29 protein-coding genes and 1 other RNA gene are annotated in these 26,633 nt (G+C 42.1%); 10 read left to right on the top strand and 20 right to left on the bottom strand.

Features of this window, described 5'->3' with window-relative positions; genetic code table 11:
• The first annotated feature begins 106 nt into the window (after positions 1-106).
• Positions 107-1,306, top strand: coding sequence for a sodium/glutamate symporter (gltS, locus tag G337_RS0114860; protein WP_028864601.1), 1,200 nt, complete (start codon positions 107-109; stop codon positions 1,304-1,306).
• A 163-nt stretch (positions 1,307-1,469) separates the two neighbouring features.
• Here the strand turns inward: gltS and G337_RS0114855 are convergent, their stop codons facing one another.
• On the bottom strand, positions 1,470-1,790 hold the full coding sequence (locus tag G337_RS0114855) for a hypothetical protein (RefSeq protein WP_028864600.1): 321 nt from the start codon (positions 1,788-1,790) through the stop codon (positions 1,470-1,472).
• Positions 1,791-2,112: 322 nt separating this feature from the next.
• On the opposite strand from G337_RS0114855, the gene pspB reads away from it, so the two are divergent.
• Both pspB and pspC read left to right on the top strand, forming a co-directional pair.
• Positions 2,113-2,334: an envelope stress response membrane protein PspB gene (pspB, locus tag G337_RS0114850; RefSeq protein WP_019615059.1), complete on the top strand. Its 222-nt coding sequence runs from the start codon at positions 2,113-2,115 to the stop codon at positions 2,332-2,334.
• A complete protein-coding gene (pspC, locus tag G337_RS0114845) occupies positions 2,331-2,723 on the top strand; it encodes an envelope stress response membrane protein PspC (protein WP_028864599.1) in 393 nt (130 codons plus the stop codon). The genes pspB and pspC overlap by 4 nt, the downstream gene beginning before the upstream one ends.
• A gap of 79 nt (positions 2,724-2,802) precedes the next feature.
• Here pspC and G337_RS0114840 read toward each other — a convergent pair whose 3' ends face one another.
• Both G337_RS0114840 and G337_RS0114835 read right to left on the bottom strand, forming a co-directional pair.
• Positions 2,803-3,537: a transporter substrate-binding domain-containing protein gene (locus tag G337_RS0114840; RefSeq protein ID WP_028864598.1), complete on the bottom strand. Its 735-nt coding sequence runs from the start codon at positions 3,535-3,537 to the stop codon at positions 2,803-2,805.
• A 22-nt stretch (positions 3,538-3,559) separates the two neighbouring features.
• The gene (locus G337_RS0114835) at positions 3,560-5,095 is read right to left on the bottom strand and encodes a methyl-accepting chemotaxis protein (RefSeq protein ID WP_028864597.1); all 1,536 of its coding nucleotides are present in this window, start codon (positions 5,093-5,095) and stop codon (positions 3,560-3,562) included.
• Between the two features lie 242 nt (positions 5,096-5,337).
• On the opposite strand from G337_RS0114835, the gene G337_RS0114830 reads away from it, so the two are divergent.
• The 4 genes from G337_RS0114830 (at position 5,338) to metQ (ending at position 9,124) form a co-directional block, all read left to right on the top strand.
• Positions 5,338-6,195 (top strand): PfkB family carbohydrate kinase, encoded by an 858-nt coding sequence (locus G337_RS0114830; protein ID WP_028864596.1) that lies wholly within the window; start codon positions 5,338-5,340, stop codon positions 6,193-6,195.
• A 312-nt stretch (positions 6,196-6,507) separates the two neighbouring features.
• A complete protein-coding gene (metN, locus tag G337_RS0114825; protein WP_028864595.1) occupies positions 6,508-7,542 on the top strand; it encodes a methionine ABC transporter ATP-binding protein MetN in 1,035 nt (344 codons plus the stop codon).
• Positions 7,532-8,218 carry a methionine ABC transporter permease gene (locus G337_RS0114820; protein ID WP_028864594.1) on the top strand — a complete coding sequence of 229 codons (687 nt, stop codon included), beginning with the start codon at positions 7,532-7,534 and terminating at the stop codon, positions 8,216-8,218. The genes metN and G337_RS0114820 overlap by 11 nt, the downstream gene beginning before the upstream one ends.
• A 90-nt stretch (positions 8,219-8,308) precedes the next feature.
• Positions 8,309-9,124, top strand: coding sequence for a methionine ABC transporter substrate-binding lipoprotein MetQ (gene metQ, locus G337_RS0114815; protein WP_028864593.1), 816 nt, complete (start codon positions 8,309-8,311; stop codon positions 9,122-9,124).
• 99 nt (positions 9,125-9,223) lie between these two features.
• On the opposite strand, the gene G337_RS0114810 is transcribed toward metQ, so the two are convergent.
• From G337_RS0114810 to hemA, 9 genes are all read right to left on the bottom strand, one after another.
• Positions 9,224-10,993: a sensor domain-containing diguanylate cyclase gene (locus G337_RS0114810; RefSeq protein WP_028864592.1), complete on the bottom strand. Its 1,770-nt coding sequence runs from the start codon at positions 10,991-10,993 to the stop codon at positions 9,224-9,226.
• A gap of 259 nt (positions 10,994-11,252) precedes the next feature.
• Complete coding sequence (gene rlmM / locus G337_RS0114805) at positions 11,253-12,347, bottom strand: 23S rRNA (cytidine(2498)-2'-O)-methyltransferase RlmM (protein ID WP_028864591.1); 1,095 nt, start codon at positions 12,345-12,347, stop codon at positions 11,253-11,255.
• A gap of 619 nt (positions 12,348-12,966) precedes the next feature.
• Positions 12,967-13,308, bottom strand: a complete 342-nt coding sequence (locus G337_RS0114800; protein WP_245597665.1) for a DUF423 domain-containing protein — start codon at positions 13,306-13,308, stop codon at positions 12,967-12,969.
• Between the two features lie 77 nt (positions 13,309-13,385).
• Entirely contained in the window at positions 13,386-14,231 is an 846-nt protein-coding gene (gene kdsA, locus G337_RS0114795; protein WP_028864589.1) for a 3-deoxy-8-phosphooctulonate synthase, read from the bottom strand.
• Positions 14,232-14,248: 17 nt separating this feature from the next.
• The gene (locus G337_RS0114790) at positions 14,249-15,094 is read right to left on the bottom strand and encodes a SirB1 family protein (protein WP_028864588.1); all 846 of its coding nucleotides are present in this window, start codon (positions 15,092-15,094) and stop codon (positions 14,249-14,251) included.
• A gap of 3 nt (positions 15,095-15,097) precedes the next feature.
• Positions 15,098-15,484, bottom strand: a complete 387-nt coding sequence (locus G337_RS0114785; protein WP_028864587.1) for a SirB2 family protein — start codon at positions 15,482-15,484, stop codon at positions 15,098-15,100.
• A gap of 30 nt (positions 15,485-15,514) precedes the next feature.
• Complete coding sequence (prmC, locus tag G337_RS0114780) at positions 15,515-16,339, bottom strand: peptide chain release factor N(5)-glutamine methyltransferase (RefSeq protein WP_028864586.1); 825 nt, start codon at positions 16,337-16,339, stop codon at positions 15,515-15,517.
• Entirely contained in the window at positions 16,340-17,431 is a 1,092-nt protein-coding gene (gene prfA, locus G337_RS0114775) for a peptide chain release factor 1 (protein ID WP_028864585.1), read from the bottom strand. It abuts the gene before it with no gap.
• Positions 17,432-17,542: 111 nt separating this feature from the next.
• Complete coding sequence (gene hemA, locus G337_RS0114770) at positions 17,543-18,802, bottom strand: glutamyl-tRNA reductase (RefSeq protein WP_028864584.1); 1,260 nt, start codon at positions 18,800-18,802, stop codon at positions 17,543-17,545.
• Between the two features lie 253 nt (positions 18,803-19,055).
• On the opposite strand from hemA, the gene G337_RS0114765 reads away from it, so the two are divergent.
• Entirely contained in the window at positions 19,056-19,499 is a 444-nt protein-coding gene (locus G337_RS0114765) for an outer membrane protein assembly factor BamE (protein WP_028864583.1), read from the top strand.
• A gap of 94 nt (positions 19,500-19,593) precedes the next feature.
• Here the strand turns inward: G337_RS0114765 and G337_RS0114760 are convergent, their stop codons facing one another.
• Complete coding sequence (locus G337_RS0114760; RefSeq protein WP_028864582.1) at positions 19,594-19,884, bottom strand: RnfH family protein; 291 nt, start codon at positions 19,882-19,884, stop codon at positions 19,594-19,596.
• A 7-nt stretch (positions 19,885-19,891) separates the two neighbouring features.
• Entirely contained in the window at positions 19,892-20,329 is a 438-nt protein-coding gene (locus G337_RS0114755; protein ID WP_028864581.1) for an SRPBCC family protein, read from the bottom strand.
• Between the two features lie 140 nt (positions 20,330-20,469).
• Between G337_RS0114755 and smpB the strand changes: the two genes are divergently transcribed.
• Positions 20,470-20,955 (top strand): SsrA-binding protein SmpB, encoded by a 486-nt coding sequence (smpB, locus tag G337_RS0114750; RefSeq protein ID WP_028864580.1) that lies wholly within the window; start codon positions 20,470-20,472, stop codon positions 20,953-20,955.
• A gap of 129 nt (positions 20,956-21,084) precedes the next feature.
• Positions 21,085-21,439, top strand: a transfer-messenger RNA (tmRNA) gene (ssrA, locus tag G337_RS28235).
• Positions 21,440-21,534: 95 nt separating this feature from the next.
• On the opposite strand, the gene G337_RS27775 is transcribed toward ssrA, so the two are convergent.
• The 6 genes from G337_RS27775 to G337_RS28910 form a co-directional block, all read right to left on the bottom strand.
• Positions 21,535-23,784, bottom strand: a complete 2,250-nt coding sequence (locus tag G337_RS27775; protein ID WP_051303273.1) for a phage tail tape measure protein — start codon at positions 23,782-23,784, stop codon at positions 21,535-21,537.
• A 198-nt stretch (positions 23,785-23,982) separates the two neighbouring features.
• The gene (locus G337_RS0114740) at positions 23,983-24,690 is read right to left on the bottom strand and encodes a TapB family protein (protein ID WP_028864579.1); all 708 of its coding nucleotides are present in this window, start codon (positions 24,688-24,690) and stop codon (positions 23,983-23,985) included.
• Positions 24,691-24,894: 204 nt separating this feature from the next.
• Complete coding sequence (locus G337_RS0114735) at positions 24,895-25,623, bottom strand: DUF3108 domain-containing protein (protein WP_028864578.1); 729 nt, start codon at positions 25,621-25,623, stop codon at positions 24,895-24,897.
• A 211-nt stretch (positions 25,624-25,834) separates the two neighbouring features.
• Complete coding sequence (locus tag G337_RS28230) at positions 25,835-25,945, bottom strand: GpE family phage tail protein (protein ID WP_281170211.1); 111 nt, start codon at positions 25,943-25,945, stop codon at positions 25,835-25,837.
• Between the two features lie 23 nt (positions 25,946-25,968).
• The gene (locus tag G337_RS0114730; protein WP_028864577.1) at positions 25,969-26,250 is read right to left on the bottom strand and encodes a phage tail assembly protein; all 282 of its coding nucleotides are present in this window, start codon (positions 26,248-26,250) and stop codon (positions 25,969-25,971) included.
• A gap of 10 nt (positions 26,251-26,260) precedes the next feature.
• Positions 26,261-26,633: hypothetical protein (locus tag G337_RS28910; RefSeq protein WP_037027594.1), on the bottom strand; the 373-nt coding region annotated here is incomplete at its 5' end.

Raw genomic sequence — 26,633 nt, 5'->3', positions numbered from 1 at the left:
GCGATTAAAGTCCAATAACAGAGCTTATTTATAGAGCGTTACAACGCAAATATCTTAAACGCTGCAATACTGGTGTTGAAATAACTGAAATTTCAGCAGGATGAATATGGAAATAATAACGATCAAAGGATTTGTCTCCTTCACCATCGCAATTGTTTTACTGTTTATAGGCAAGTACGCGACACTCAAATCGCCGCTGTTATGTAAATACAGTATTCCGGAACCGGTTATCGGCGGCTTCGTCTGTGCGGCAGTGGTCGCACTGTTTTATTACCTGTTTAGAATTGAAATTAATTTTGATTTAGAAGTCCGCGATGTTCTGCTGCTGTATTTCTTTGCCGGCATCGGCCTGAATGCCGACTTTAAAACACTGATCGCAGGCGGTAAACCACTATTGCTATTGACCCTGCTGGCGGTCATTTACATTGTATTACAAAATATCATCGGCATAAGTGTTGCCAGTGCATTCGGGCTTGAACCGTTAATCGGCATGATGTCGGGCTCAATTTCTCTGATTGGCGGAGTAGGCACCACCATGGCATGGGCTCCAGCTTACGCTGAAATGGGCATAGAAGGGGCTGCCGAAATCGGCATCGCCAGTAATACAATCGGTCTGATACTAGCCTGTTTAATGGGCGGCCCGATTGCAAATCACTTAATCAAGCGCCATAAATTAACTCCAAGCAATGAACAGCATTTAGATATTGGTATCAGCCATCACGATCATGTGAAATTAGATTATTTCGGGGTTTTACTGGCCTGGTTACTTCTCAATATCAGCCTGATATTAGGTTATTTACTGGACATGCTGATCGCAGAAACAGGGCTGCAGCTGCCGATGTTTGTTTCCTGTTTAATTGCCGGGATTTTTATAGGTAACTTTAACTCTTTAATACTAAAGAAAAAAATAGATGATAATGCACAGCAGGGATTAGGGCTGATTTCAGATGTCTGCTTAGGCATGTTTCTTACCATGGCATTAATGGCTCTGCAGTTATGGCAGTTACAAAGCGCAATTGCTTATTTAAGCAGCGTAATGTTCCTGCAGGCCCTGCTTTCAATCTCTTTTACTCTGTTTATTGTTTATCGATTTATGGGCAGAGATTATGAAGCAGCGGTTATCAGCTCTGGTTTTGGAGGCATAACCCTAGGTTCAACCGCTACGGCAATCGTTAATATGACCGCAGTAACACAGCAGTACGGCGCGGCCCATCGCGCATTTATTATTGTTCCTCTGGTCTGCGGCTTCTTTATCGACCTGGCGAACGCACTGATTATTAACTGGTTTGTGGCTTTTCATGGTTAAATAATATCATTCCGCCTTGCTGTCATGCATTTTTCCGGCGTAATTTCAGACCATTTAATTAAGTGGAATGGTATAAAAAATTTAAGGGGTATATTTATCTGTCTGTTTACAGGTCGGCAGGCCTACACTTCCCTGTGCAGGTAAAAAATGAATTCGTGAGGTACTACGAAGTAAGAGCGGGGTGCACTACATTTTTTCGGGGAGTAAGGTGATGATCATGGAGCCAGTCATCGATGTTTTCAGCACTCAGAAATATATTAAGATCATCACGTTCTGCATCCGTAATTATTACTGAGTAAGATTTCAAACCGACAATCAGTACCTCATCCAATTTTATTCCTGCAGTTACATTAGGACAATTACCGCAGGCTATACGACATACTCTTTTTATCTCACATCCAGCCGCTTCTTTTAAGTCTGTTATCAGCCCTTTTGAAGACAACTCTTTATAGCTAAACACTCTGCTATGTAATGGTTTTTTCACAATAAACCTCCATACAAAAGATAATTTCAACGAAAGCCCCGTATTGATTAAAGCTCTTATTGCGTATTTTTGCTATAATTTTTGTAATTATTTTTACAAAAAAAGTATGCTTTCATCTCAAATAGTTCAGCAACAGTGTTTTTCAAGTATCTGGATTACAGAATTGTATTTTCCCGTTCAGCCCGCCCGCAGAATATTCATTCTATCTATAATAAATTAGTTAATAAAAACAATAATATTTAATAACAGCAATGATAACTTCAGCACTGCCGTGTATATTAATAAGTAATACCTGTTCGCATAAATTATTTAAGGAATTCCTATGGATTTTATTGTGGTCCCACTGAGCATATTTTTAATTTTTGTCGCACCGCTGTGGCTGATCTTACAGTACCGCAGCCGTAAACAGACCAATAAAGGTTTATCAGAGAAAGATCAGGAGCACCTGCAGGCTCTAATAAACCGTACCGAACAGATGCAGAAACGCATCAAAGCGTTAGAGCAGATCCTGGATAATGAAGCGCCGCAGTGGAGAGAAAAATGAAAAAAAAGACACTCTATCGTGATCCTAAAAACGCTAAATTAGGCGGTGTTTGTGCCGGAATAGCAGAGTACTTTTCCGTTGAAATATGGCTGGTACGGCTTATTGTCGTATCTGCATTTCTCTTCTCTGCGGGATTTTTTGTAATTCTGGCATATATCGCGGCTTATTTTATTTTAAATAAAATGCCGGAAAAACGAGAATGGCGCCAAAGCATTTATCAGGCACATAATATTAAGAAGAAATCCTGGCAGTCAGGCCACTCTGCCGAACAGATATTAGAAAATGTGAGCCGTGAATTAGGCGATATGGATAAGGAGATTCAACAGATGGAAGCTTATGTTACCTCTTTTGCTTTTAAAATGAGTCGTGAATTCAGCAAAGACAGTTAAGTTTTATATTTTGATCTGCTGACCGGCATCCGTATTATCGAAAATGCCGGTGTAAAAGCCCCTGCAGGTTAAAAAACATCTATTGTTTAATACCGTATCTGTCCAGAATTTCGTTAAATTTACCATTACTTTTAATGGCCGCCAGCCCTTTATTAAAGGCACTGATCAACTCGCCGGCTCTTGGGTTTGCTTTGCCCGATGTAACATGCAGCGGGTTAACTGAAAGTGCATTACTGGTGAATGAAAAATCTGCAGCATTCAAGCCTTTATCGGTTATCGATGATTTAGCGACCAGCTCATCTTCAAGGGTAAGATCAATGCGCCCTGCTTTGAGTTTTTTAAGGTTAGCAATCAAATCATTGGCTTCAGGACGGGAAAAATTCCCCGCATTTAAAAACTCATCACCATAACCATAGCCCCTGACAATACCAATTTTTTTACCATTCAGGCTGGAGATGCCGTCAAACTCAAAGCTGTCACCTGCTTTTTTAATAAACTTGAGACTGTTTTCAAGATAACTGTCACTATAAGTTAAATAGTTAGTCCTTTCTTGAGTAAACCAGGTTGCAGGAAGAATATCAATGCGTCCTTCTTTAACCTCGTTAAGCGCTCTGGACCAGGGCATAATTTTGAATTTTACCTGGTATCCCTGGCTAGCCAGGGCGGCTGTGACAATATCAATCGCTATTCCCTGGTTGTTAACTGCTCCTTTCATTACAAAAGGAGGCCATGGATCCTGCGCAGCTGTAACACTGTTTCCCCAGGCGGCAAAAGAACTTAACAGTGCTGTAATAAAAACCAGAATGTATCTCATATGTAACCTCTTTAATTTAACGTTAAGTACGGAACTTCGACATTTGATCAGCAATATTGTTACTTAGTTTCAGCACTTCATCTGTCCGCTGCGCATTTTTCGTCGCTCCGTCGGATACCATATTTGATGCTTCCGAAGCTTCAACAATTGCCTGACTTATCTCTTCCACAGCCCTTTTCTGCTCTTCGGTTGCTTGAGAAATCTGACTGCTTTTATCGGAAATATGGGTGATGAGATCACTGACTTCACTGACTGAAGACTGAGATTCACTGACTCTTTCTGCTGTTTTTTCTAACAGTTTGGCAATACGGGTAAGCTCTGCTTCTACCGATTTAGTAGCATTGTCAAGAGAAGAGATGTTCTTCTGAATCTGCTCTGTAGATTCCCCGGTTTTTACCGCTAAATTTCGTACTTCATCGGCCACCACGGCAAACCCCCGCCCCTGCTCACCAGCCCGGGCAGCTTCAATGGCAGCATTTAGCGCCAGCAGGTTAGTCTGTCCGGAAATATCGTTAATCACATTAAGCACTGTTGATATTTTTTCACCTTCATTAACCAGTTTATGCATTTCGGTGTTTACGTTATTCATCTCTTCACGCATATTGATAATTTCCTGCGCAGAACTTTCTATTGCAACATACACTTCACCGGCAAGAGCTGTCGCGGTTGACGCTTCATCCGCAGTCTGACCCGCTGTATCAGTAACGGTTCCCACCGAATGATTAAGCTCAGTAGCAGCCGTGGCAACGGTGGTAAGCTGATGTTTCTGCTGACTTAAGCGCTCCGCACTGGCACGCGCCATTTCACCGCTGGCGCTGGCACGGTCTTCCAGAAGACCAGATGATTCAGTGACTTCGCAGACAATGGTGCGCAGTGAAGCGGTAAATTCGTTGATACCTTCCGTTATATCATGAAATTCTTTTAATTTAGCGGCTGGAATTTTATTCGACAAATCACCTTCACCCGATGCAAGGTTTTGAATTCTTTCCGTCAGCTGGGTTAACGGCCTTAATACTGCAAATGCCAGCACCGCAATAATAAGCAGAGAAATAATAATGTCTAATATCAGCAGTTCAATTACACTGCGGTATAAGGATGCACTTAACTTAGCCTCTAATGAAGCGGTCTCAAAATAAACAACAACTTTTCCGACGTCATTTTCTTCACCGTCTTCAATAAAAACCAGCGCTTCACTAACCGAGTTTTCTTCGGGGAATAATGAACTGTTTTCAACGTCAACAGCAAGTTCATCCACGTTATCTGCATTCGGCATCAGAAACAGTACATCTGCATCTTGATTATCAAGAATTTTAATTGCAGTGACTTCTGGTAATTTCAACTCAGCAGAAATAGCTAAACGGGCAGTATCTAAATCAAAATCCCATATTGCCCGAGGAAGGCTGACGGTCAGTCGACTTGCGGCATTGCTAATATCCAGATCTAGACTGCTGTACAAATCCTGTTTAAAGTCATTGTATTTAAGGTAGGATGAAAGCAGTAAAACAAGCGTAACTGCGACAACAACTTGTACTACAAAAATAGCTTTAATACTTTTCACAATAATTTCCTTTTGTAATAAGCGCAAAAAAGGCTAGTTCATAAGCTTAAACGTAGTTATTAATATGAATATTATCAATGTTGATAGAGCACTGAATACAATGATATTTACTTGACCAACAGCAATAATAAGTAGCAATAATCGCAATAAAAAAGCAAAATGAATCTGACCTACAATACCTTCAGCAGTGCCCTATATATTTACTGCTGCTTAATCGTAAAATTCAGTAATGGAACACTCATATGGCTAACATACTTTTACTCGCTAATCTCAATTGTGATCGTGTCCTGCAGTTAGATAAACCACTCACAACCGGCGGGCGCCATCACTACCGCGATATGGGACGCCGTTTAGGCGGGGGCGGCGCGAATACCGGATTAGGTCTGGTTTTTGCGGGACATAATGTCAGTCTGGTCAGTCAGATTGGTAATGATAAAACCGCAGACTGGTTATTAGCGGAAGCCGGCCTGCGCGGCCTTGATTGTCATCTGCTGCAGCGTAATGATCTGCTTACGCCGGAGTTATTACTGATTATGACTCCAGACGGAGAAAGAACTATTATCCGCCCGCAGCGTCCTCAGTTTATACTGGGTCAGGCACCTGATTTCTCGCAGTGGCATGCTCTTTATATCAACTCATCGGCTGTCGGTGCTGAAGTATGGGCTGAATCAGCTCTTGAGCATACCTTAGTGGTGGCACAGTTAAGTAAAGACGAACGACCCCGCCCCTGCCATATATTAATTTCTTCTAAATCAGATATGGCCGGGCGCTGCTCAGACTGGAACGACAATGCCGCCATATGGCAGTACGGTCTGCAGATTGCCGGCCCGGCATTACGCTATTTTATTATTACCGATGGTGAAAACGGCGCAGCTGCCTATCAGCAGGACACGCAGTTACATACTGCAGCTGTGCCTGCTGAAGTTGTTGATACCACAGGCGCAGGAGACGCCTTTGCTTCCGGTTTAATCAACGCCCTAGTTGCGGGAAACGATATTTCAGAAGCAATGAAACAAGGGGCATACTGGGCGTCTATCGCAGTTGCCACCGACAGTTCGATTCCAGGTGAAGAGCTGCAGAGTTATCTGCAGGCGCCCTGATTCACAGATAAAATGCAGCACATTTTCACCCGTCGCGAAATAAAGGCGCTAAACAGCAAGGAAGCTCTCCCCCTACAGCTTTTTTGCTTTAAATAAATTACAACTATCTTGTTATTTTTATATTTAAGCACTAATCAAAATTAGATTCTAACTAGTCGTTGACTTAGACGTCCAGACGGCTTAGTATCATTACATTACTCACTTAGACGTCCAGACGGCTTTGTACCTTTTCATTGTTTACGCTAAATCATCTGCTTTCTGCACGATGCAGACAGAAAAATCATGTCACTCTTAGCAAACTCAGGAAATTTGATGATAGAAATAAAAGAAGTTAATAAGGTATTTTATCAGGGAGATCGTGTTATCAATGCGCTCAGTGATATCAACCTTACTATTGCCCAGGGAACTATCTTCGGGGTTATCGGATCCAGCGGTGCCGGAAAAAGCACCCTGATCCGCTGCGTTAATTTACTGGAACGCCCGAGCAGCGGCAGTATCATTGTTGACGGTGTTGATTTAACCGGGCTTTCAAGTCAGGAATTAACATTAAACCGCCGTAAGATCGGCATGATCTTTCAACACTTTAACCTGCTGTCGTCACGTACGGTTTTTAATAATGTCGCGCTGCCGTTAGAGCTGGCCGGCATGGCTAAAAGTGAAATAAAAACTAAAGTTGACGGTTTATTAGAGCTGGTCGGACTAAGTGAGAAAAGTGATACCTACCCGGCAAACTTAAGCGGCGGACAAAAGCAGCGTGTCGCCATTGCCCGCGCGCTTGCTTCTGACCCTAAAGTATTATTATGCGATGAAGCTACCAGTGCACTGGATCCGGCGACAACGCAGTCTATTTTAGAGCTGCTGCGTAAAATTAATCAGGAATTGAACTTAACTATTTTATTAATCACCCACGAAATGGCGGTGGTTAAAGGTATCTGCACAGAGGTAGCTATTATCGGCGCAGGAAAATTAGTTGAGCAGGGTCAGGTTGGTGATATTTTTGCTCACCCGAAAACCGAACTTGCGCGCCAGTTTATCCGCTCAACTCTGGATCTGTCGATACCGGAAGATTACCGCTCACGTATGCAGGCACAGCGCAGCAGCGGCAGTTATCCCCTGGTACGTTTAGAGTTTACCGGCGCATCTGTAGATGCTCCTTTAATCAGTCAGGTAGCACGACAGTTTAATATCGATATCAGCATCCTCAGCTCTAATATGGATTATGTCGGCGGGGTTAAATTCGGCCTGATGCTGGCGGAATTTTTTGGTACAGAGCAGGCGGCAGAGCAGGCACTCGCTTTTCTGCATGAACATAAAGTAGAAATAGAGGTATTAGGTTATGTCGCTTAATTCAGCAGCTGACTGGTGGGCCGCTAATGAACGTCTGGTGTATTTATTAATAGATGCACTGGGACAGACTTTAGCTATGGTTTTTTCTTCGGGTTTTATCGGCTTTGCCTTAGGTATTCCGCTAGGTGTTTTACTGCACTTAAGTAAAAAAGGCGGTTTACTGGAAAATCATGTTTTAAACAGATCCCTGGGCATCATAGTTAATATCGGACGTTCAATTCCCTTTATTATTCTGCTGGTTGCGATCATACCGTTTACACGGTTTGTAGTGGGCACTTCAATCGGTACAGCAGCGGCTGTTGTGCCGCTGACCATAGGTGCAATTCCGTTTATTGCCCGTCTGGTTGAGGGCGCATTATTAGAAGTCCCTTCAGGTCTGGTAGAAGCCGCACAGGCAATGGGCGCTAAACCGCAGCAGATCATTACTAAAGTGCTGCTTCCGGAAGCACTGCCGGGCATTATTAATGCCGTCACCATTACCTTAGTAACCTTAGTGGGTTATTCAGCAATGGCCGGCACCGTGGGCGGCGGCGGACTGGGTGATGTCGGTATCCGTTATGGTTATCAGCGTTTTGACGGCACAGTCATGTTTATTACTGTGGTCATTCTGGTAGTTCTTGTACAAATAATTCAATCACTTGGTGATCATCTCGTTAAACGTGTTGATCATCGTTAAACGTGTTGATCATCGTTAAACGTGTTGATCATCGTTAAACAATTTTATTAAAACAAAAAATCAGGGCTTACCTTGAAAAGGAGAAATATCATGACCTTTAATCTTAAAAATATTTTCACAGTTGTAGGCTTAGCTTCAACACTGGCACTTGCCGGCTGCGGCGAAAAAGAAGCTGTTGTTGATCAGAGTAAAATCACTATCGGTGTTATTGCCGGTGCAGAAGCACAAGTTGCAGAGGTCGCAGCTAAAGTAGCAAAAGAGCAGTACGGCTTAGATGTTAAACTAGTGACTTTTTCAGACTACATCACACCTAATGCGGCACTGGAAGAAGGCTCTGTAGATGTGAATGCATTCCAGCATAAACCTTACTTAGATCAACAGGTAGCAGATCGTAATTATAAGTTTGCTATTGCAGGTAATACTTTTGTATACCCAATTGCAGGTTACTCAAAAACAATCAGCTCGCTTGATGAATTAAAAGACGGCGACCAGATTGCAGTACCAAGTGATCCGACAAACCTAGGCCGTGCTTTACTACTTCTTCAGCAGCAGGGCCTGCTTAAGTTAAAAGATGGTGCAGACCTGACAGCAACTGTACTGGATATTGTCAGCAGTCCTAAGAATCTGAAAATTGTTGAGTTAGAAGCCGCACAGCTGCCGCGCTCCCTTGATGATGTCAGCCTGGCAATTATCAATACGACTTATGCCAGCAGCATTAACTTATCTCCAGAGCAGGACGGTATATTTGTTGAAGATAAAGAGTCTCCTTATGTAAACCTTATCGTGGCTCGTGAGAACAACGTTAATGCTGAAAATGTAAAAGCATTTGTTAAAGCGTACCAGTCAGAAGAAGTTTACACGGCAGCCAAAGAGATCTTCAAAGGCGGCGTTGTTAAAGGCTGGTAATTACCCAGACAAAACATAGCAGTACACAACTTGGAAGGGTTTGAGCCACAGGGTTCAAACCCTTTTTTAATGATCGCAATTCCAATAATCTGCCATGAGTTAAGATAAACGGCTGCAGACTTGATTCCGCCCGGAATCTTTGGCTTGATAGAGATATGCATCGGCTTGTTTAAACATGGATGACTCATCATGATACGGCTGGTCGATAATACTGCTGAGACCAATACTAACGGTAATTGATAATGAACACTCTTTACAGGTGAATACTGCATTTTCAATAGTTTGACGCAGTTTTTCAGCAATCATCAACGCTTCATCAATATTCGTATCAGGTAATAACAGGGCAAACTCTTCACCGCCTACCCGCCCTAGATAATCAGATTTTCGAACCTGGCTTTTACAAATATTCACAAATTTCTGCAGCACTAAATCACCGCATGGGTGACCGTAATTATCATTAACTAATTTAAAGAAATCGATATCTAATAGCATTAACACCAGATCATTTTTAGATTCAACGGCCTTCTGATAATCCAGCCTGAACAAAGACATAAACTGACGACGGTTAAAAGCCTTGGTCAGGCTGTCAACGGTTGCATGTTCGATTAATTCATTCTGCGCCTCGATCTGCGCCTCTAATATATTATTGGCATAATGTGCCAGAGTAATAAATTCTGAATATTTTAAACTGTCTTTTACAATCAGCTTGTTTTTAGTAGATGCTAATTTGAATAGATGAATAAAACGCTGCATATCTCTTTCCAGGCTGTTTTTAAAACCCAGGCCGACCATTAGGAATACGGCTAATAAGAGCATCGTAATAGTCATCACACCAAGCATAATACGATGTAGTGATTTATCCATTTCCGATTCGAAATCAGCAATATACGAGTCTACTTCGTCGATATAGGTGCCGGCGCCCACCGTCCATCCCCAGGGAGAAAAGGACTGCACGTAAGAGGTTTTAGTCGACACTTTATCAGTAACGGGGTTCATCCATGAATATTGTACAAAACCACCATACTGCTCATTAATCACCTTATTAATGCTGTTGAGTAATTTGTTACCACTGATATCTGAAAATTCGGAAATATTACGGTGCTGCATACCAGTCAGTTCAGGATGCGCAATAAATTTTCCCTGATTATCAAACACAAAAATATAATCTGAACTTTCACGCTTGAAATTAATTTTATCGAGAATACTCTGCTTGGTCCGCTGCTCAATATCGGACTCATACTCAAAACTGCCGATATACCAGCCCAGTGCTTTAAACTGCTTGATAAAAATCAAAGCAGGCTGTCTACTCAGATCGGCGGCGGTTAAATTTTCCTGCATAAGAACACGTCCCTGCTGTTTAACTGCAGTGGTCATTTTTTTACGCAGGGCCTGTGAAAACTCGCTTTTTTGTCCGCTTTTGCCGGATATTGAAATATCCAGCACAGGTGAACCGTCACTATTATAAATAAAATAATAACGCTGCTGGTCACTGCCCCCTCGAACAGGTGCTAATGCATTGATAACCGATTGTTTAATTTCTTCAAGTGAACTGTCTGCCCGGTTCTGATAATAAATATTCTCGGCAATTAATAACGCCTGCTCAACATGTTCCTGAAGATCCGCTTTAACCCGGTTACGGTTACTGTACCTTTGAAATGCGATAAAATCGATCAGCTCCTCCACCTGATCTTTAACATGTGTTTTTGCTGTTAACAATTGTGCATTGCGAAGCTCATCAATCTGCGTTCGATGATCTGCTTTAATCATTTCAATATAATAAAACGAAATTGACACCGATGAGGCGATTATTAATAGTAAAATCACCGCTGTAAATCTAGCCAGCAAACTTTTGTTTTTTATCTTGTCCACTTATTCCCTGCCTGTTAGGTCTGCAGCATTTGGGTTGTCGAAGTCTGCTGCCCATGAGTTTTAACACACTGTAATATAATAAATTAATTTAGCCGATATTTTCACTACGCAGGTCAATATTATTAATAACTGTATGACAGCATAGTCTCTTTAGGATGTTCTGAAGTTTTTATAAGAGGATTTTAATGGGAGGCAGGGAGAGATAAAAAAACGCCGCATAATTATCTCAAGCGGCGTTTATTGATTGATTCTAACGGTTTTACTTGCCTAACTGTTTACCCCAGACATTTCCCTGCAGACTGACATGCACAGTAATCTCTTCCCGGTCATGGTAAAGGTGCTTAGCCTGAAGCTGATAACTCATGCCGGCTTCCTCGAGCATATCCGTTAATATTTTTAAGTCTTCAGAGGCTTCCTGATAACGTTTTTTCATGGGTAATTTCAGGTTGAAGATGGTCTCTTTACACCAGCCTTCAATTAACCATTTCGCCATCAGTTTTGCTACACGTTTAGGTTTTTCAATCATGTCGCAGACTAACCAGTCGATGTTTTTACGCTCAGGCTCGTATTTAAATCCGTCAACCATATAATGAGTAACCTGACCACTGTCCATCAGACTTTGCGCCATGGCACCGTTATCAATACAGGTGACAAACAATCCGCGCCGCACCAGCTGATAAGTCCAGCCCCCCGGACAGGCGCCTAAGTCAACAGCACGCATTCCGGAATGCATACGCTCTTCCTGCTCCTGCGGTGTCAGGAAAATCTGAATCGCTTCGTCAAGTTTCAAAGTTGAACGGCTTGGTGCTTCACTTGGCGAACGTAAGCGGGCAATACCCATATAAAATTCGCTGCGGTTATGGGGCACAGAAAAGCCGATATAAGCTGACTGGTTATCTAAAAAGCATAAGTGATAACACAGTTTTTTGCGGTTTTCTTTAGCCGTTAAACTGTTCTGTTTTTTTAATGCCTGACGCAGGGGCACGGTAAATTTACGGCAGAAAGTAAGCAGAGGTTTAGTTTCATCACCTTCAGGCGTTTCAACATAAAGATCACCGCCCAGGGGCATATTACGCGTTACCTCTAAAATAGGACTGATACGATCATCCAGCGGTAAGTCTTCTACAAACGCCTTTACAGCAATTAACTGACGGGAAAAGATCAGCTGTTTGTAGTTGATACTTTTTAATAAACCTTCCACTTCTTCCGGGTTATAACACTGATAAAAAACATAACCGCTGTTACGTTTAGTTTTCACAAAACCAAATACTTCTAAAGCGCCTGCTTTATCCTGTATTTCGTTTGCGCAGTCATTTTCAAAACCCGGACGACAATATAATAAAATTCCTAACATACTTACCTCTGTTCAGACATGGCTGAACGTAATCTTTAAAGTCTGCATTCCCACGCGGAGCATGGGAAGAAGATCTAACATACTTACTCTGTTCAGACACTACTGAACGTAATCTTTAAAGTCTGCATTCCCACGCAGAGCATGGGAACGAGACCTAACATACTTGCCTGTTCAGGCATGGCTGAACGTAATCTTTAAAGTCTGCATTCCCACGCGGAGCATGGGAAGAAGATCTAACATACTTACTCTGTTCAGACACTACTGAACGTAATCTTTAAAGTCTGCATTCCCACGCAAAGCATGGAAACGAGATCTAACATACTTACTCTGTTCAGGCACTACTGAACGTAATCTTTAAAGTCTACATTCCCACGCAGAGCATGGGAACGAGACAAATTCTGCACTGCTGAGCAAAGCACGGCAGCGAGATAAAACTAACTCTATTAAAGTCTGCATTCCCACGCGGAGCATGGGAACGAGATCTAACATACTTATCTCTGTTCAGACACTGCCGAACGTAATCTTTAAAGTCTGCATTCCCACGCAGAGCATGGGGACGAGACAATCTTTAAAGCCTGCATTGCCACGCGAAGTATGGCAATGAGATAAACAGCTCAGACTAATCTGAACTTTTAATATTCTTATCTTTTAATAAACTCAGCAGCAGTAACAGCCAACCAGCAATCAGGAGTAATCCGCCGACTGGCGTTATCGCCCCGAGTATCTTAGTACCGGTCAATACATATATATATAAACTGCCGCTGAAGAAACAGATACCTGTTACAAAAGCAATTTTACTCGCCGTTAATAACCGGCTGGAGATAAAAACAGACAGCAGACTTACCGCTAACAGGGTAATGGCATGCAGCAGCTGATAAGTTACAGCTAACTGGAAGTATTCAACCTGTACGGGAGATGCCCAGGCGCTTAAACCATGACTGGCATAAGCACCGCAGGCCACGCCTGACGCGCCGAATAACGACGCGATAATAATAAACAGACGTGTCGTGCTGCTGATAAACGGCTTATTGATAAAATTTACTCAGTGTCGATAATATCTAAGCTTTTTGCCAGTTCATCCATCTGTTTCATCTGTGACAGGAATGGTTTCAGCTTATCAAGAGGAAGCGCACACGGTCCGTCACACTTAGCGTTAGCAGGATCCGGATGAGACTCTAAGAACAGACCGGCAATACCCTGTGACATACCGGCTAAACCAAGCTGTACAACCTGGCTGCGGCGGCCGTCAGCACTATCGCTACGCGCACCTGGTTTTTGTAATGAATGAGTCACATCGAAGATAACCGGGTAGCCGGTTTCTTTCATAGTACTGAAACCTAACATATCAACCACCAGGTTGTTATAACCAAAACAGCTGCCGCGTTCACACAGGATGATCTCATCATTGCCTGCTTCATTGAATTTGGTAATGATATGCTTCATTTCATGCGGTGCTAAGAACTGTGCTTTTTTCACATTAATAACCGCGTTAGTTTCTGCCATTGCTTTAACAAGGTCAGTCTGACGGCTTAAAAATGCAGGTAACTGAATAACATCCACAACTTCTGCAACAGGTTTTGCCTGGTAAGGTTCGTGAACATCGGTAATGATCGGCACATTAAAGGTGCTTTTGATCTCTTCAAAGATACGCAGACCTTCTTCTAGGCCTGGACCGCGGAAGCTGTTAATTGAAGAACGATTAGCTTTATCAAATGACGCTTTAAAAACATAAGGAATATTTAATGCTGAAGTAGCTTCAACATAGGTTTCAACCATTTTCATTGCTAAGTCACGAGACTCTAAAACATTCATTCCGCCGAACAGTACAAATGGACGATCGTTAGCGACTTCGATATTGCCGACTTTTACTATTTTCTGGTGCATAACCAACTCTCTTATTTTTAATGGATTACTTGTATATTTGTATCTAGATTCATCTGTTCAATCTGCTGCTTTAACAAATTTACAATCGGATCTTTCGGATACTGCTCAATAAAAAATTCAAAATCAGTGCGCGCTAAGTTAAAACACTCCAGCTGCTGGAACAGAAAACCGCGATCCCTCACTTCATAAGCATCTTCCGGATCTATGCGCAGTAAAATATCACAGCACAGCAGCGCCAGCTCCAGCTCATCAGCCTGAATATAAGCCGCTTTAATCACGTTAACTAAACGCATGATAATGGTTTTATTATCATCGGGATTAAGCATATCCAGGGTTAAGCGGGCATGATTACCAAGCTGACCGCGCACTTTCAATTCAAGCAGCTCCCAGGAAGGTAATTCCCCGGTAAACGGATCCAGGTACACGACTTCATTTTTTAAATTAATGCGGATAATAAATCCGCTTGGGAAACAGATTCCCTGGGCATCAAAGTCACACTCTTTTAAAAAGTCTAAAACTAAGATGCCTAAACTGATTGGAATACCTTTGCGGCGTGCCAGCACTTTAGACAGCAAAGCATTTTCTACTTTAAAAAAGGCTTTCCAGTCGCCTTTAAAGGCCTGCTGCTGATAAAGAATATCCAGTAGTTTATGTAATTTAGCGCGGTCTGCTTCAGCAAAACCGGCCAGTTTAGATTTAATCACTATATGCTGCAGATTCAGCTCATCTTCGAACTCTTTGACATTAATACCGGTCAATTCCGATTCAACAGCAACTGCAGTCTGGATAATAGAATGTTTGTCAAAATCGAACTGATCATCGATCAGCAGAGCCCTGTGCTCCTTATTAGAAATTTTAGTCACGTTTTATCCCACCAGTAAAATTGCTTGTTTGGTCATCGCAAGCTCAGCAATATATGCAACCCAGCCGAATGCGCCGATGAAGGTCATAAACTGCATTCTTGTACGCGTTTTTTCATTTAATGCAACATGGACCATCACAACATAAGCGATAAATGCGCCTAGTTTCTCTAATACCCAGTAGTTCTGCTCCTGTAGAGGGTTAACCTGTAGAAGACCCGTTAAGGCGGCGCCTAACAGCAGAACGGTTAAGTTAGTATGCAGCAGCACTTTTTTAAACACTGCTTTTTCAGCATTGGCATGCTTAGTTCTTAACCAGTAAAAATTTAATACAAAAAGAACAACCGCAAGTAGTATAAAAACTAAATGGGTATGTTTTAAAATAGTGTACATTTATTTCTCCTGACGTCGGTACGTCATCTCTTATTCGAAAACAGCCATGGTAATACGATCGTTACTGCCATAATCTTTTTTAGTCTGAACCTGTGAATAGCCGTAAGCGCTTAATATTTCGCGTACCGCCGGCCCCTGCTCAAAGCCATGTTCAATAATTAACACGCCCTGCTTTTTCAAATACTGCCGAGCCTGTTCACTTATTAAGCGGATGTCCGATAATCCTGACTGCTCGGCAACCAGCGCCGATAAAGGTTCAAAACGCACATCACCTTGTTCTAAATGATGATCGTCTTTATCTATATAAGGCGGATTGCTGACAATCAGATCAAATTCACCGCAGACATTTTCGAACCAGTTGCTTTGTTTAAAGGTCACATTAGTCATCTCTAACAGCTGCTTGTTTTCATTTGCTAAAGCTACGGCATCGCTGCTGAAATCTATACCCAGACACTGTGCCTGCGGCAGTTCACTGGCTAATGCTAAAGCAATTGCACCGGTGCCGGTGCCCAGATCTAATATATGAGCATCCTGCGGGCAGAATTCAAGCGCAGTTTCCACTAATATTTCCGTATCCGGGCGCGGAATTAACGTTGAGTTATTCACTTTAAGCGCTAAAGACCAGAATTCACGAGTGCCGGTCAAATGCGCCACGGGTACCCCGTTAACCCGCTGACTGATTAACTCTTCAAAGTGACTTTTCTGTTCGTGAGTTAAGTCACGCTCAGGCCAGGTCATCAGATAAACCGTTTCTTTACCCAGTACAAAAGCTAACAGAACCTGTGCATCTAATAACGCACTGTCGCTGTTAACTAATGTAAACTCTGCCCAGACTAATGCATCATCTATGCGCAATTAGAAATCACCCTGTGCAAGTGCGGCTAATTTATCCGCTTGATCTTCCTGTAAAATCGGATCCAGCAGCGCATCCAGCTCTCCCTCTAATACTTCATTTAGACGGTAAAGTGTTAAGTTAATACGGTGATCACTTACACGCCCCTGCGGGTAGTTATAAGTACGAATTCGCTCGCTTCGGTCACCGCTGGCAACCAGGCTGCGGCGGATTGTCTGCTCTTCTGCCTGATTCTTTTCATCTTCCGCCTGCTGCAGACGCGCCTGTAAAACCGACATCGCCTGCGCGCGGTTTTTATGCTGTGAACGCTGATCCTGACATTCTACCACTGTACCTGTCGGAATATGAGTAATACGAATAGCAGAATCTGTTTTATTAACGTGCTGACCACCCGCACCGGATGCACGGAAGGTATCAACCTTTAAGTCAGCCGGATTAATTGAGATAGCTTCTGCTTCTGGAATTTCAGGCATCACTACCACAGTACATGCAGAAGTATGGATACGCCCCTGGGACTCGGTTTCCGGCACACGCTGTACACGGTGACCGCCCGATTCAAACTTCATCAGGCCGTAAGCTCCGTCACCGTCAATTTTAGCAATCAGCTCTTTATAACCGCCCTGTTCACTGGCATTGGTATTCATCACTTCCATACGCCAGCCTTTAGTATCAACATATTTGCTGTACATACGGAACAGGTTGCCGGCAAAAATAGCCGCTTCATCACCACCGGCACCGGCGCGAATCTCCAGGTAACAGTTACGATCATCGTTCGGATCTTTTGGCAGTAATAATATCTGTAAATCATCAGATAATTTATCAACCGATTCTTTTGCTTCGCGGATCTCCTCTTTTGCCATTTCGCGCATATCAGGATCGTCATCTTCCATCATCATTTCAGCAGCTTCTAAATCTTCAACCGCTCCCTGATAAGCCTGGAAACACAGCACTACAACTTCCAGCTGTGAATACTCTTTAGTTAATTCGCGGTATTTGTTCTGATCGCTAATTGTATCCGGATCGCCAAGCAGTGCCTGAACCTCTTCATAACGCTCAACAAGCCCTTCTAATTTGCTTACAATTGATGCTTTCATATCTATTCTCTTCTTGTTTTATATTCTTTGCGCTTAACCTGCCTTATAAAGACCCGATTAAGAAAATTTATTATTGTTATAGCGGTGACGTTTTGTCATCCGAGGGTAAACTTATTCATCTAAATTGAGTCCTAAGGCAGATCGTAATATCTGCAGCTCATTATCATCACCCGAGCGACTGACCTGGGTTAACGCCTGACTTGGATGATGAATTAATTTATTGGTTAATTTAAAAGCGAGCTCTTTTATTACTTTTTCCGGCTCACTGCCGTTACTTAATGAAAGACTCGCCCGTTCTAATAACTGATCGCGCAATATCTCGCTGTTACTGCGGTATAAACGAATTGTTTCAACCGCTTTTAAGGACTCCATCCAATGCATAAAATCATTGATGCAGCCTTCGACAATTTTTTCGGCTTCAATAGCCGCTTCTTGTCTTGCCTGTTTATTTTCTTCAATAATGCCGTGCAGATCATCAACGCTGTAAAGATAAGCGTCATTTAACTCGCAGACTTCAGCTTCAATATCCCGCGGCACAGCAATATCAATAAATAACATCGGCTGATGACGGCGGGTTTTTAAAGCCCTTTCAACCATGCCCTTACCAATAATTGGAAGCGGACTTGCTGTTGATGAGATAATAATATCAGCATCCGGCAGGTGATTAGGAATTTCACCCAGGGTAATTGCCTGCGCATTAAACTGCTCAACCAGATCCATTGCCCGTGCTAATGTGCGGTTGGCAATGGTAATATTAGGAACTTCATGCTCAACTAAATACTTGCCCACCAGTTCAATTGTTTCACCGGCACCAATTAATAAAACCCGGCTCTGCGATAAATCACTAAAGATCTGCTTTGCTAAACAAACCGCGGCAAATGCCACAGAAATAGCATTGGCACCGATTTGTGTTTCAGTACGCACCCGCTTGGCCACAGTAAAAGTCTGCTGAAACCACTTATTAAGAATTTTATTAATACTTTTCGCCTGACCGGCAGTCGCAAAAGCTTGCTTTATCTGCCCGAGTATCTGCGGCTCCCCCAGCACTAACGAATCCAGGCCGCAGGCAACACGGAACAGATGCTGCACAGCCTGCTCATCACTGTAACAGTACAAACTCTGACTCAATTCACTTTCAACAATATCGTGAAAGACACAGAACCATTGAATCACTTCCTGACAGCTTTCCTGATTCAGGCTGCAGTAGATTTCAGTTCGATTACAGGTGGAAACGATCACCGCTTCCTGCACAGAACTTTGCGCTAATAACTGCTGATAAGCATCCAGTAAAAATTCGGGTGAAAATGCCACTTTTTCCCGCAGTGATACCGAGGCAGTCTGATGATTAATTCCTAACGCAAATAGAGGCATTCAATAAATTCACAAAACAAGTTAAAACGATTTACACGAAAGTGGGAATTCTACGGACATTTAGGCAATATTTAAAGAAATCGTTCAGTCACAGCCATATTAAAGCTGTTTTTTTCATATATTAGTGTCTAACTGTGAGCGAACAAAACAGAATCGACAAATATCTGTCGTTATTTTTTTACAAGTCAGCGTGCCTTGGGTATTATCGACGCTCTTTATATCCACTCACTTGAATTAAGATGTTGTTAAAACCATGCTTATTAAAAAAATCATAGCCCCATTATTTTTAGTTTTCTCTCTGTCGGGATGTTCATTTCTTTACGATACATTTGTTTACCAGATTGACGTTACCCAGGGTAACTATATCGACGATGAAAAAGTAGATCAGGTCAAAATAGGTATGACACAAGAGCAGGTTATCTTTATTCTTGGCTCTCCGATGTTAATTGACCAGTTTGATTCATCAAAATGGTACTACATCCGTTATATTAAACCCGGCGCAGAAGAAATTCAGCAGCATCAGGTTTTACTAGTATTTGATAATAAAGTGCTGGTGAGTATGGAAAGGGAAGATGAAATTGAAAACAACCCTTTACTTAAGTCGGGCCGCAAAAAAGCGCCGAAACCATCAACGGAAAGTTCCAAGGGTGACACCGGTGAAGAAGCAAGATCTCCGGCTCCGATTATCGAAGATTAACGGATAGATCCGCCCCAACAAAAAAAGAGCAGACACCTAAACGGTTCTCTGCTCTTTTTTTATCCATTAAAATATTGTTTTTAACAACTGAAGTTTATTTAGCGCTCATTTTAGCGGCCCGCAGTTTACGCATCTCTTTCGGATCTGCGATTAGCGGCCGGTAAATTTCAACCCGGTCACCGACTTTAACAAGCGACTCTAATTTTTCCGGACGACTAAAAATACCGACTTTTGCTTCAGTCACTTTAATTTCAGGAAAGTGCGCACAAATTCCGGAAAGCACAATAGCTTCCGCGATAGTACAGCCCTCTGAAACTAAAACAGGCAATAAGACCTGTCTGTCCGGGCGGCCGTACACCACTTCAATCTCAAATAAATTATTCATGTTTTTCCTAGCGGATTCCGTAAACGACTTTAGCCCGGTTCGAAAATGATTTTACCATAGAGCCGACTAACTCATTAAAAACACGTCCGAATGCCAGCTCAACCAGTGAACTGCTGAATTCAAACTGCAGATCTAAACTCACTTTGCAGGCTTTTTCATCAAGTTCGGTAAAGGTCCAGCCGCCGTTTAAATGCTTAAAAGGCCCTTCAACCAGCGCCATTATAATACTCCGGCCTTTAACCAGTGTATTTTCGGTTACAAAGGTTTTACTGATGCCGGCTTTAGATACCTGTACCGATGCCTGCATCGCACGTTCACTGCTCGACAAAATATTTGAATCCACACAACCAGGCAAAAATTCAGGATATGAAAGTACATCATTAACTAAGTGATACATTTCATCTGCACTGTACATCAGCAGCGCACTACGGGATACGTGTGCCATTTGCCCTCCACACTAAAAAAAGAGGTCATATTACACCATCAATCCGCTAAGAAAAAATATTTCCCAATTTCAGTAATAAATCAGCAACTTTTACACAAATGAAATAGCAATTTCAAATTGTCACTTTATAATACGAGGCTATGGCTAAGAAAAAATCAAAAACAAAAAACAACGAAAATACGATTGCACGCAATAAACGTGCTAGTCACGAGTACCACCTGGAAGAACGCTTTGAAGCGGGTCTAGAACTACAGGGCTGGGAAGTGAAATCGTTACGCGCGGGTAAAGCGAATATTGCCGATAGTTATATTTTCCTGAAAAATGGAGAAGCATGGTTATTAAATGCAACGTTTCCCCCGTTAATTGCAGCATCATCACATGTAGTATGTGATCCGCTGCGTTACCGTAAACTCCTGCTTAAAAGACGCGAACTCGACAATTTAGTCGGTAAAGTGGAACGTCAGGGTTACTCGATTATTCCAATCTCTTTATACTGGAAAAAAGCCTGGGTTAAAATTTCCTTTGCATTAGCAAAAGGTAAACAAGACCACGACAAACGTACAGATGTAAAAGACAGAGAATGGAAAGTACAAAAAGAACGCATGATGAAGCACAGCGTTCGATAAGTAACCAGTTAAGCAGTAAAACTCATTAATTAGTGTCAAATAAAGGTAATGTGACGTAGATAACACTATCTTCACGCTCTTTGTTTTGCTACTATTAATATATAGGCAAGTGAATGTGCTTATCACTGTGGGGATGATTTAGGACTCGACGAGATTCTTGAAACCCAAGGTGCATGCCGAGGTGCGGCTGGCCTCGTAAAAAAGCCGCAAAAGTTATAGTTGCAAACGACGATAACTACGCTCTAGCAGCTTAGGCTAGCTAGCCTTCCACCCACGTTTCTCCTATGGGCAGGGATTCGGAAGGTCATTTACATTTGGATAGCGAGGGAACCTTGTTCGAGGGTGAACCGCGAAACAGTATCGGACTCGCTTTTTACTATCCTGTCTATCGGAGAGTAGAGAGTTAACTAAAAGATAGACTAAGCATGTAGTACCGAGGACGTAGGTTTTTCGGACGGGGGTTCGACTCCCCCCATCTCCACCACCTACAAGCCCCTGTAATCAATAGGTTACAGGGGCTTTTTCGTTCTAGTGACCACATTCTGTCCACACTCATTTTAATCCTATGATCGTTTCCCCTCAAAATGACCAGTTAAAGTCAAACGTGTCCACATTCATTTCTGTATGTTTATCTGATTCCGCTTTTACTATTTCAACCGGCTTATCTGATTTTATCCGTACATCGACCTGCGATTTACTTTGCACTGTTGGATGACGCAGCATACCGCTGTAACCTTTATTTTGTACTATTGGTGATCTCACCGAACCTTGTGCTGTCTGATTAGTTTGCTTGTCCTGTTGTGAGTCTTTTATTATTTCTCTTACTATCTCAAGCTTCTCATGTGTTTCCTTAAACTCGGTATTCACCTGCTTGTTTGTTTGAGGCTCTTGAATTTTATCTTTCACTATTTCGAGCTTTTCGTGCGTCTCTTTAAGTTGAGGTGACACGGTTCCATAATTATATGGTGACAGCGATTTGGTACCTGGAAACTGAAACGGTAGTTTTGCAAAGCCTTTCTGTCCCTTATTATTACCAAGCGTTCGCTCTAATTCATGGGAGCCGCTCACAAGCTTCTGCTGGGGCGCTTTAATTTGCTGTTTTACCGTTTCAAGTTTATCGTGTCTTTCTTTAAACTCCCCATTAACTGCATAGTTAATGCTTTTATCACCAAACTGGCCGACTGATTTATTAAATGCTTCTAAGTCCTTCTGGGCCGATTTAATACTCTCACCCCAGCCAGGTGGTAATAAACTGTCTGGAATTAATGACACCATTTTCATCATGGCCCGCGGGAGCATTAAAATCTGCTGCACCAGGCTGCTGACAATTGCCCCAATACCTGCACCTATCCGTTTAAATACTGCCCACAATGTTTTCAGCACCGGCATTAACACGCCCGTTTTATCCATCAGATAAATAATACCCACAGAAAGTGCTGCAACTGCCGCAATAATCAGCCCGATAGGACTCGCGAACATAGCGGCGTTTAAGGCAAATATAGCAATCTTAAACAGAGCAAGACCGGCAATCACTTCGGGCATATGCTGTGCTAAAAACACGATACCTTTACCTAGTAACTTGAACGCCTGGAATAATGAACTCACCACCTCTTTCACTTTTTCAATAACCTCTGTTCGCCACTGTACATTTTTAAACTTTTCTGAGAACTCAGTAAATAAAGCAGTTAACTTTTCCATAACAGGCGTTAATGCTGCAAACTTAATAGAGCGGAACGACTCCTGTATTTTCTGCATCGCATCATTATAAGCCTCTGCTTTTTTAGCATCCTCCGTTGTGACACCACCGCCAAGGGCATTAAACTCTTTGCGCGCACTGGTTAAACCTTCTGTACCTTCTCGCAGCATGATCAGCATTTTACGGCCGTCTTGACCAAAGGCAGCATCAGCAAAGGCCATCTGCTCTTGATTGGTTTTTAATTTAGAAAATGACTTAAGAACTTTGTCATAAGCCTGCTCAGTATCAGTGGCGTGCTTTAGCTCTTCGTATAACGGGTTTTTACCTTTTTTAAGAAAGGATCCCATTGCTCCTGCGCCCGTAGTCTGCAGTACACCTAATCGCTTGGTGAATCGAGTCATGGCCACAGTCATAGTATCTGCGCTTACGCCTGCATGCTCAGCTTGTGACTGCATGGCCTGCAGTTCTTCAACGGGCATTTGCAGGTTCTGCGCCTTTTTCGAAAGATTATCCATCTCTCCGGCAGCGCTGTTAACCAGGGAAAATAAACCGGCAAAACTGGCTCCGCCAATCACAGCCCCTATTTTGCCCACGGCCACACCACCGATATTCGGCATTTTAAACTTAGAGAGCTTTGCCCGGACACGCTGCAGCCGTTCCTCTTTTTTGACGAGTTTAGCGATAATACCTATGCGCTGTTCATACTCTTTAGACAAGCGTTTCTCTTCACTGCTCAGACGCTTTACATTAATGCCCGCCGATTTCATTTTGTTCTGGGTTTTGGTTAACTCTCTGGTGTAGGCGCTTTGCGCTGTTTTCAACGTTTTTACAACATCCTGCTGTTTTTTAATCTGCCTCTGCAGTGCTTCAGAGGGCTTTTTAGCCGACTTCATTCTATCGTTAAACATTGCCAGCTTCTGCTCTGCTTCATTGAATTTAACACTGTTTTTTCCCGCTTCTTTACCTGTTTTTCGTAACTGAGAAATCAATGCCTGGTTGCTGGCGAGTTTGTCGCTCTGCGCTTTAACCTGCGCAATCTGTTGACTGTATTTACTTTGTGTTGAAGTGATTTTTTTGAGCGGTGCACTCATTTTATCGATGGTCTGCATCACCACAGAGAGGTTCATTTTCATGGAAGCTTTCCTTATATCTTGCCACATCAACACGGGCATATTGAATAAATGGAAAGTAATACGTGTTTTGTAGAGGGGAAACTATCTGGGGATGTTTTATGGGGAGTATCTAAAGTGTTCGCTCTAATTGATCGCTCTTATAAAAGCCATAGATAATAAAAAGGGGCTCTTTGGCCCCTTGGTTGATTTGTTCTGAATTTATATTTTAACGCCGTTAATATCAGCCTTGATAAGTTTCTTTAAAGTTCCATTACTATCCGCAGATTGAACTGGGAGACCATGTTCAGCAGCGTACCACATCGAAGCTGTAAACTTCTGAGTCAAACCGTCAGGCATCGTAATTGAAGCATTATATTCAAACTTACATGTTTTATATGTTCCGGCAGGAACTGTAACCGTCTCAAACCCTGTAAATGTAGTCTTTATATTAGTCACGGTTTCATTAGTAGACTCTGATAGTACTTCAGTTTCAGTTACTGTCTGTTCATAAGAATCACCTTTATTGAGGTTAAACTTCGATAATCGTCCCGGCACATAATATGATTCTCCATTTGCAGTTTTTTGCCCTAAAACAGAAACGGTTTTTTCACCAGTGTTTATAAAAATATAATTCTCAGTTAACTTAGCAGACTCTGTAACTCTGAAGTGGATTGCAGGCTGCCCTCTGTATCGAGTATCTTCTAGTACTTTATAACTTTCTGTTTCAGCAGTTTCCGCACCTCTTTGTGAAGTAAAATTATACCCTGCGCCGACTTCATATAAGCTCTCGTTAAAACAAACTGAAGCATTTTCAACTACAGGCGTAACTACAGGAGTAGTCTTTCCTGGAGAAATGCTGACATCATCACTACCACAACCACTAATTACGCTAGCTAACATAACAACCGATAAAGCTCTTTTTTTCATTTTATACTTCCATATATCTAAATATAATATTCCAACAAAAACAGCCATTCTAAAGCATTTTAAATCAATACATTAGAATGGCTGTCGTATGTTCATAATTTCACACGGCATATTACATAAACCACCGAACCATTTCTATTACCTTCTATTACAGCATACAAAAATAAAGGGGCTGTTTAGCCCCTTGGTTAATTTGTTCTAAATTTACATTTTAGCGCCGTTAATTTCGGCTTCTACTAACTGCACTTTTATATCACCTAGAACAAATTGCATTGTGATGCCGGACTCAACTCCATACCAAACTGAAATCGTACTATCATAAGTCGAGCCATCAGCTTCTGTCCTTGAACTTTTAACATCAAGTCTACACGCATCATATGTTCCTGCAGGAATAGTAATTGTCTCAATTCCTGCAAATGTAACATGCTCATTCACGACAGTATCACCCAAGCTAGATGGTGATTCACTAATATCAGTATATGTTTGCTCATGAGATTCTCCCTTATTAAGGTTAAACCTAATTAAATGACCCGGTTCGTAATATGAATTATCAGCACCAAAGCTCTGGCCCAAAATAGAATATAGTTTCTCATTGTTATCAACTGCGATGAACTGAGCAGATAAACTTGAAGTTTCTTCATTCATGGTTCGTATCATAGTTGCCTCCTGCCCTCTAAATAAACCACTTTCAAACACTTTACTCTTTTGCCTTGCTTGAACCTGATCACCTACTTTATAAACGACGCTATATTCGGTTCCTGCTTTATATAATGTCTCATTAAAACAAACTGAAGCTGTTTCAACTACTGGCTCCACTACTGGTTCAACTACTGGTTCAACTGCAGGAGTAACTGTTGCACTATCGCTACTGCTGCTACCACACCCTGAAAGAACACTCACTAATACAACAACTGATAAAATCTTCTTTTTCATTTTATACTTCCATATACATAAATTAATAAATTCCTGATAAAACAACTTCTAGAAAAGTTTGATACTTTTTCTCTCGTATTCAGGGGAGGAGCTTTATATCAGAATTAATGGTTATAAATAATGAACAAGATCACATCACTGACTTGTAATTGACATTTCCTTAGCGCTCATGAAGAGTGAAACGTTCTCACTCTTATTTAAGCTATGCCCTTCACAATTGATTTTCTGCAGTACTGCTACGCTTGCCAGCCTCATCTCTAAACAGTAATAACTCATCTAATGTGAGTTTATCTATTTCGCTGGGCTGCCAGTGAAAGATGATTGCTAAGTCTGCATAAATCGACTCTATTCGTTCGGGGAGTCGATCTGCACGAAAAAACTGGCCACCGCTGTAAATAAGGGAGGCATATTAACAGGCTCAAGATTTATCATCTGCCGTTCTGTTAATTCACTAATACGCGGGACTAAGGTCACCATAGTATCTACGTCGAACTCCATAATCTTGGAGAAAGATAAACCGCGCATTTCCCCAGCAAAGGGTTTACGTAATTTCACTTCCGTGATTGTTTTGCCTTCTTCAATTTCAATCGGCTGCGCTAATACGGCGGTTTTAGTTGCTTTATTCATTGTTTTTTCCTTATTTATCCATGCCTGACTCATCAGATTCAAGCTTGCTTTCACATTCAGTCAGCAGTTTTTTCACACCGACATTTTCATTTAAATTAAGCGCGCTTTTAAAAGCTTTAACGGCAGTTTCTGTCTGCCCTAAAGACATAGTGACTTTGCCGTAAACGGCATACACTTTGGCTTTAAGCGGTGCGTTGATAATGATGTCGCCGTTAGCAATATCAGCGACCAGTTGACTGATAACAGACACTTCACAGCTTTCATCCGCTTTTATCTTGTTCTGGTAATAGAGGTAAACTAAATCGCTGTAAACGGTCTGCCAGTCACGCTCGAATCCTTTAGTCGGGGTGGTTAAACCATGCTGAACACCTTGATAAAGGTCG

This window comes from Psychromonas aquimarina ATCC BAA-1526, assembly GCF_000428725.1.
Classification (GTDB): Bacteria; Pseudomonadota; Gammaproteobacteria; order Enterobacterales; family Psychromonadaceae; genus Psychromonas; species Psychromonas aquimarina.
The sequence above is the reverse complement of the archived record's forward strand: the minus strand, read 5'-3'. Positions and strand labels throughout refer to the sequence as shown.

Excerpts from the sequence above, each read along its gene's own strand:
- G337_RS0114765 (WP_028864583.1), top strand. The coding sequence starts at position 19,056 with ATGCTTATTAAAAAAATCATAGCCCCATTATTTTTAGTTTTCTCTCTG.
- kdsA (WP_028864589.1), bottom strand. The coding sequence starts at position 14,231 with ATGCACCAGAAAATAGTAAAAGTCGGCAATATCGAAGTCGCTAACGAT.
- G337_RS0114820 (WP_028864594.1), top strand. The coding sequence starts at position 7,532 with ATGTCGCTTAATTCAGCAGCTGACTGGTGGGCCGCTAATGAACGTCTG.
- metN (WP_028864595.1), top strand. The coding sequence starts at position 6,508 with ATGATAGAAATAAAAGAAGTTAATAAGGTATTTTATCAGGGAGATCGT.
- G337_RS0114735 (WP_028864578.1), bottom strand. The coding sequence starts at position 25,623 with ATGAAAAAGAAGATTTTATCAGTTGTTGTATTAGTGAGTGTTCTTTCA.
- G337_RS0114740 (WP_028864579.1), bottom strand. The coding sequence starts at position 24,690 with ATGAAAAAAAGAGCTTTATCGGTTGTTATGTTAGCTAGCGTAATTAGT.
- smpB (WP_028864580.1), top strand. The coding sequence starts at position 20,470 with ATGGCTAAGAAAAAATCAAAAACAAAAAACAACGAAAATACGATTGCA.
- G337_RS0114785 (WP_028864587.1), bottom strand. The coding sequence starts at position 15,484 with ATGTACACTATTTTAAAACATACCCATTTAGTTTTTATACTACTTGCG.
- G337_RS0114760 (WP_028864582.1), bottom strand. The coding sequence starts at position 19,884 with ATGAATAATTTATTTGAGATTGAAGTGGTGTACGGCCGCCCGGACAGA.
- G337_RS0114755 (WP_028864581.1), bottom strand. The coding sequence starts at position 20,329 with ATGGCACACGTATCCCGTAGTGCGCTGCTGATGTACAGTGCAGATGAA.
- pspB (WP_019615059.1), top strand. The coding sequence starts at position 2,113 with ATGGATTTTATTGTGGTCCCACTGAGCATATTTTTAATTTTTGTCGCA.
- G337_RS0114730 (WP_028864577.1), bottom strand. The coding sequence starts at position 26,250 with ATGAATAAAGCAACTAAAACCGCCGTATTAGCGCAGCCGATTGAAATT.
- metQ (WP_028864593.1), top strand. The coding sequence starts at position 8,309 with ATGACCTTTAATCTTAAAAATATTTTCACAGTTGTAGGCTTAGCTTCA.
- gltS (WP_028864601.1), top strand. The coding sequence starts at position 107 with ATGGAAATAATAACGATCAAAGGATTTGTCTCCTTCACCATCGCAATT.
- G337_RS27775 (WP_051303273.1), bottom strand. The coding sequence starts at position 23,784 with ATGAAAATGAACCTCTCTGTGGTGATGCAGACCATCGATAAAATGAGT.
- prfA (WP_028864585.1), bottom strand. The coding sequence starts at position 17,431 with ATGAAAGCATCAATTGTAAGCAAATTAGAAGGGCTTGTTGAGCGTTAT.
- rlmM (WP_028864591.1), bottom strand. The coding sequence starts at position 12,347 with ATGTTAGGAATTTTATTATATTGTCGTCCGGGTTTTGAAAATGACTGC.
- G337_RS0114830 (WP_028864596.1), top strand. The coding sequence starts at position 5,338 with ATGGCTAACATACTTTTACTCGCTAATCTCAATTGTGATCGTGTCCTG.
- G337_RS0114840 (WP_028864598.1), bottom strand. The coding sequence starts at position 3,537 with ATGAGATACATTCTGGTTTTTATTACAGCACTGTTAAGTTCTTTTGCC.
- pspC (WP_028864599.1), top strand. The coding sequence starts at position 2,331 with ATGAAAAAAAAGACACTCTATCGTGATCCTAAAAACGCTAAATTAGGC.
- hemA (WP_028864584.1), bottom strand. The coding sequence starts at position 18,802 with ATGCCTCTATTTGCGTTAGGAATTAATCATCAGACTGCCTCGGTATCA.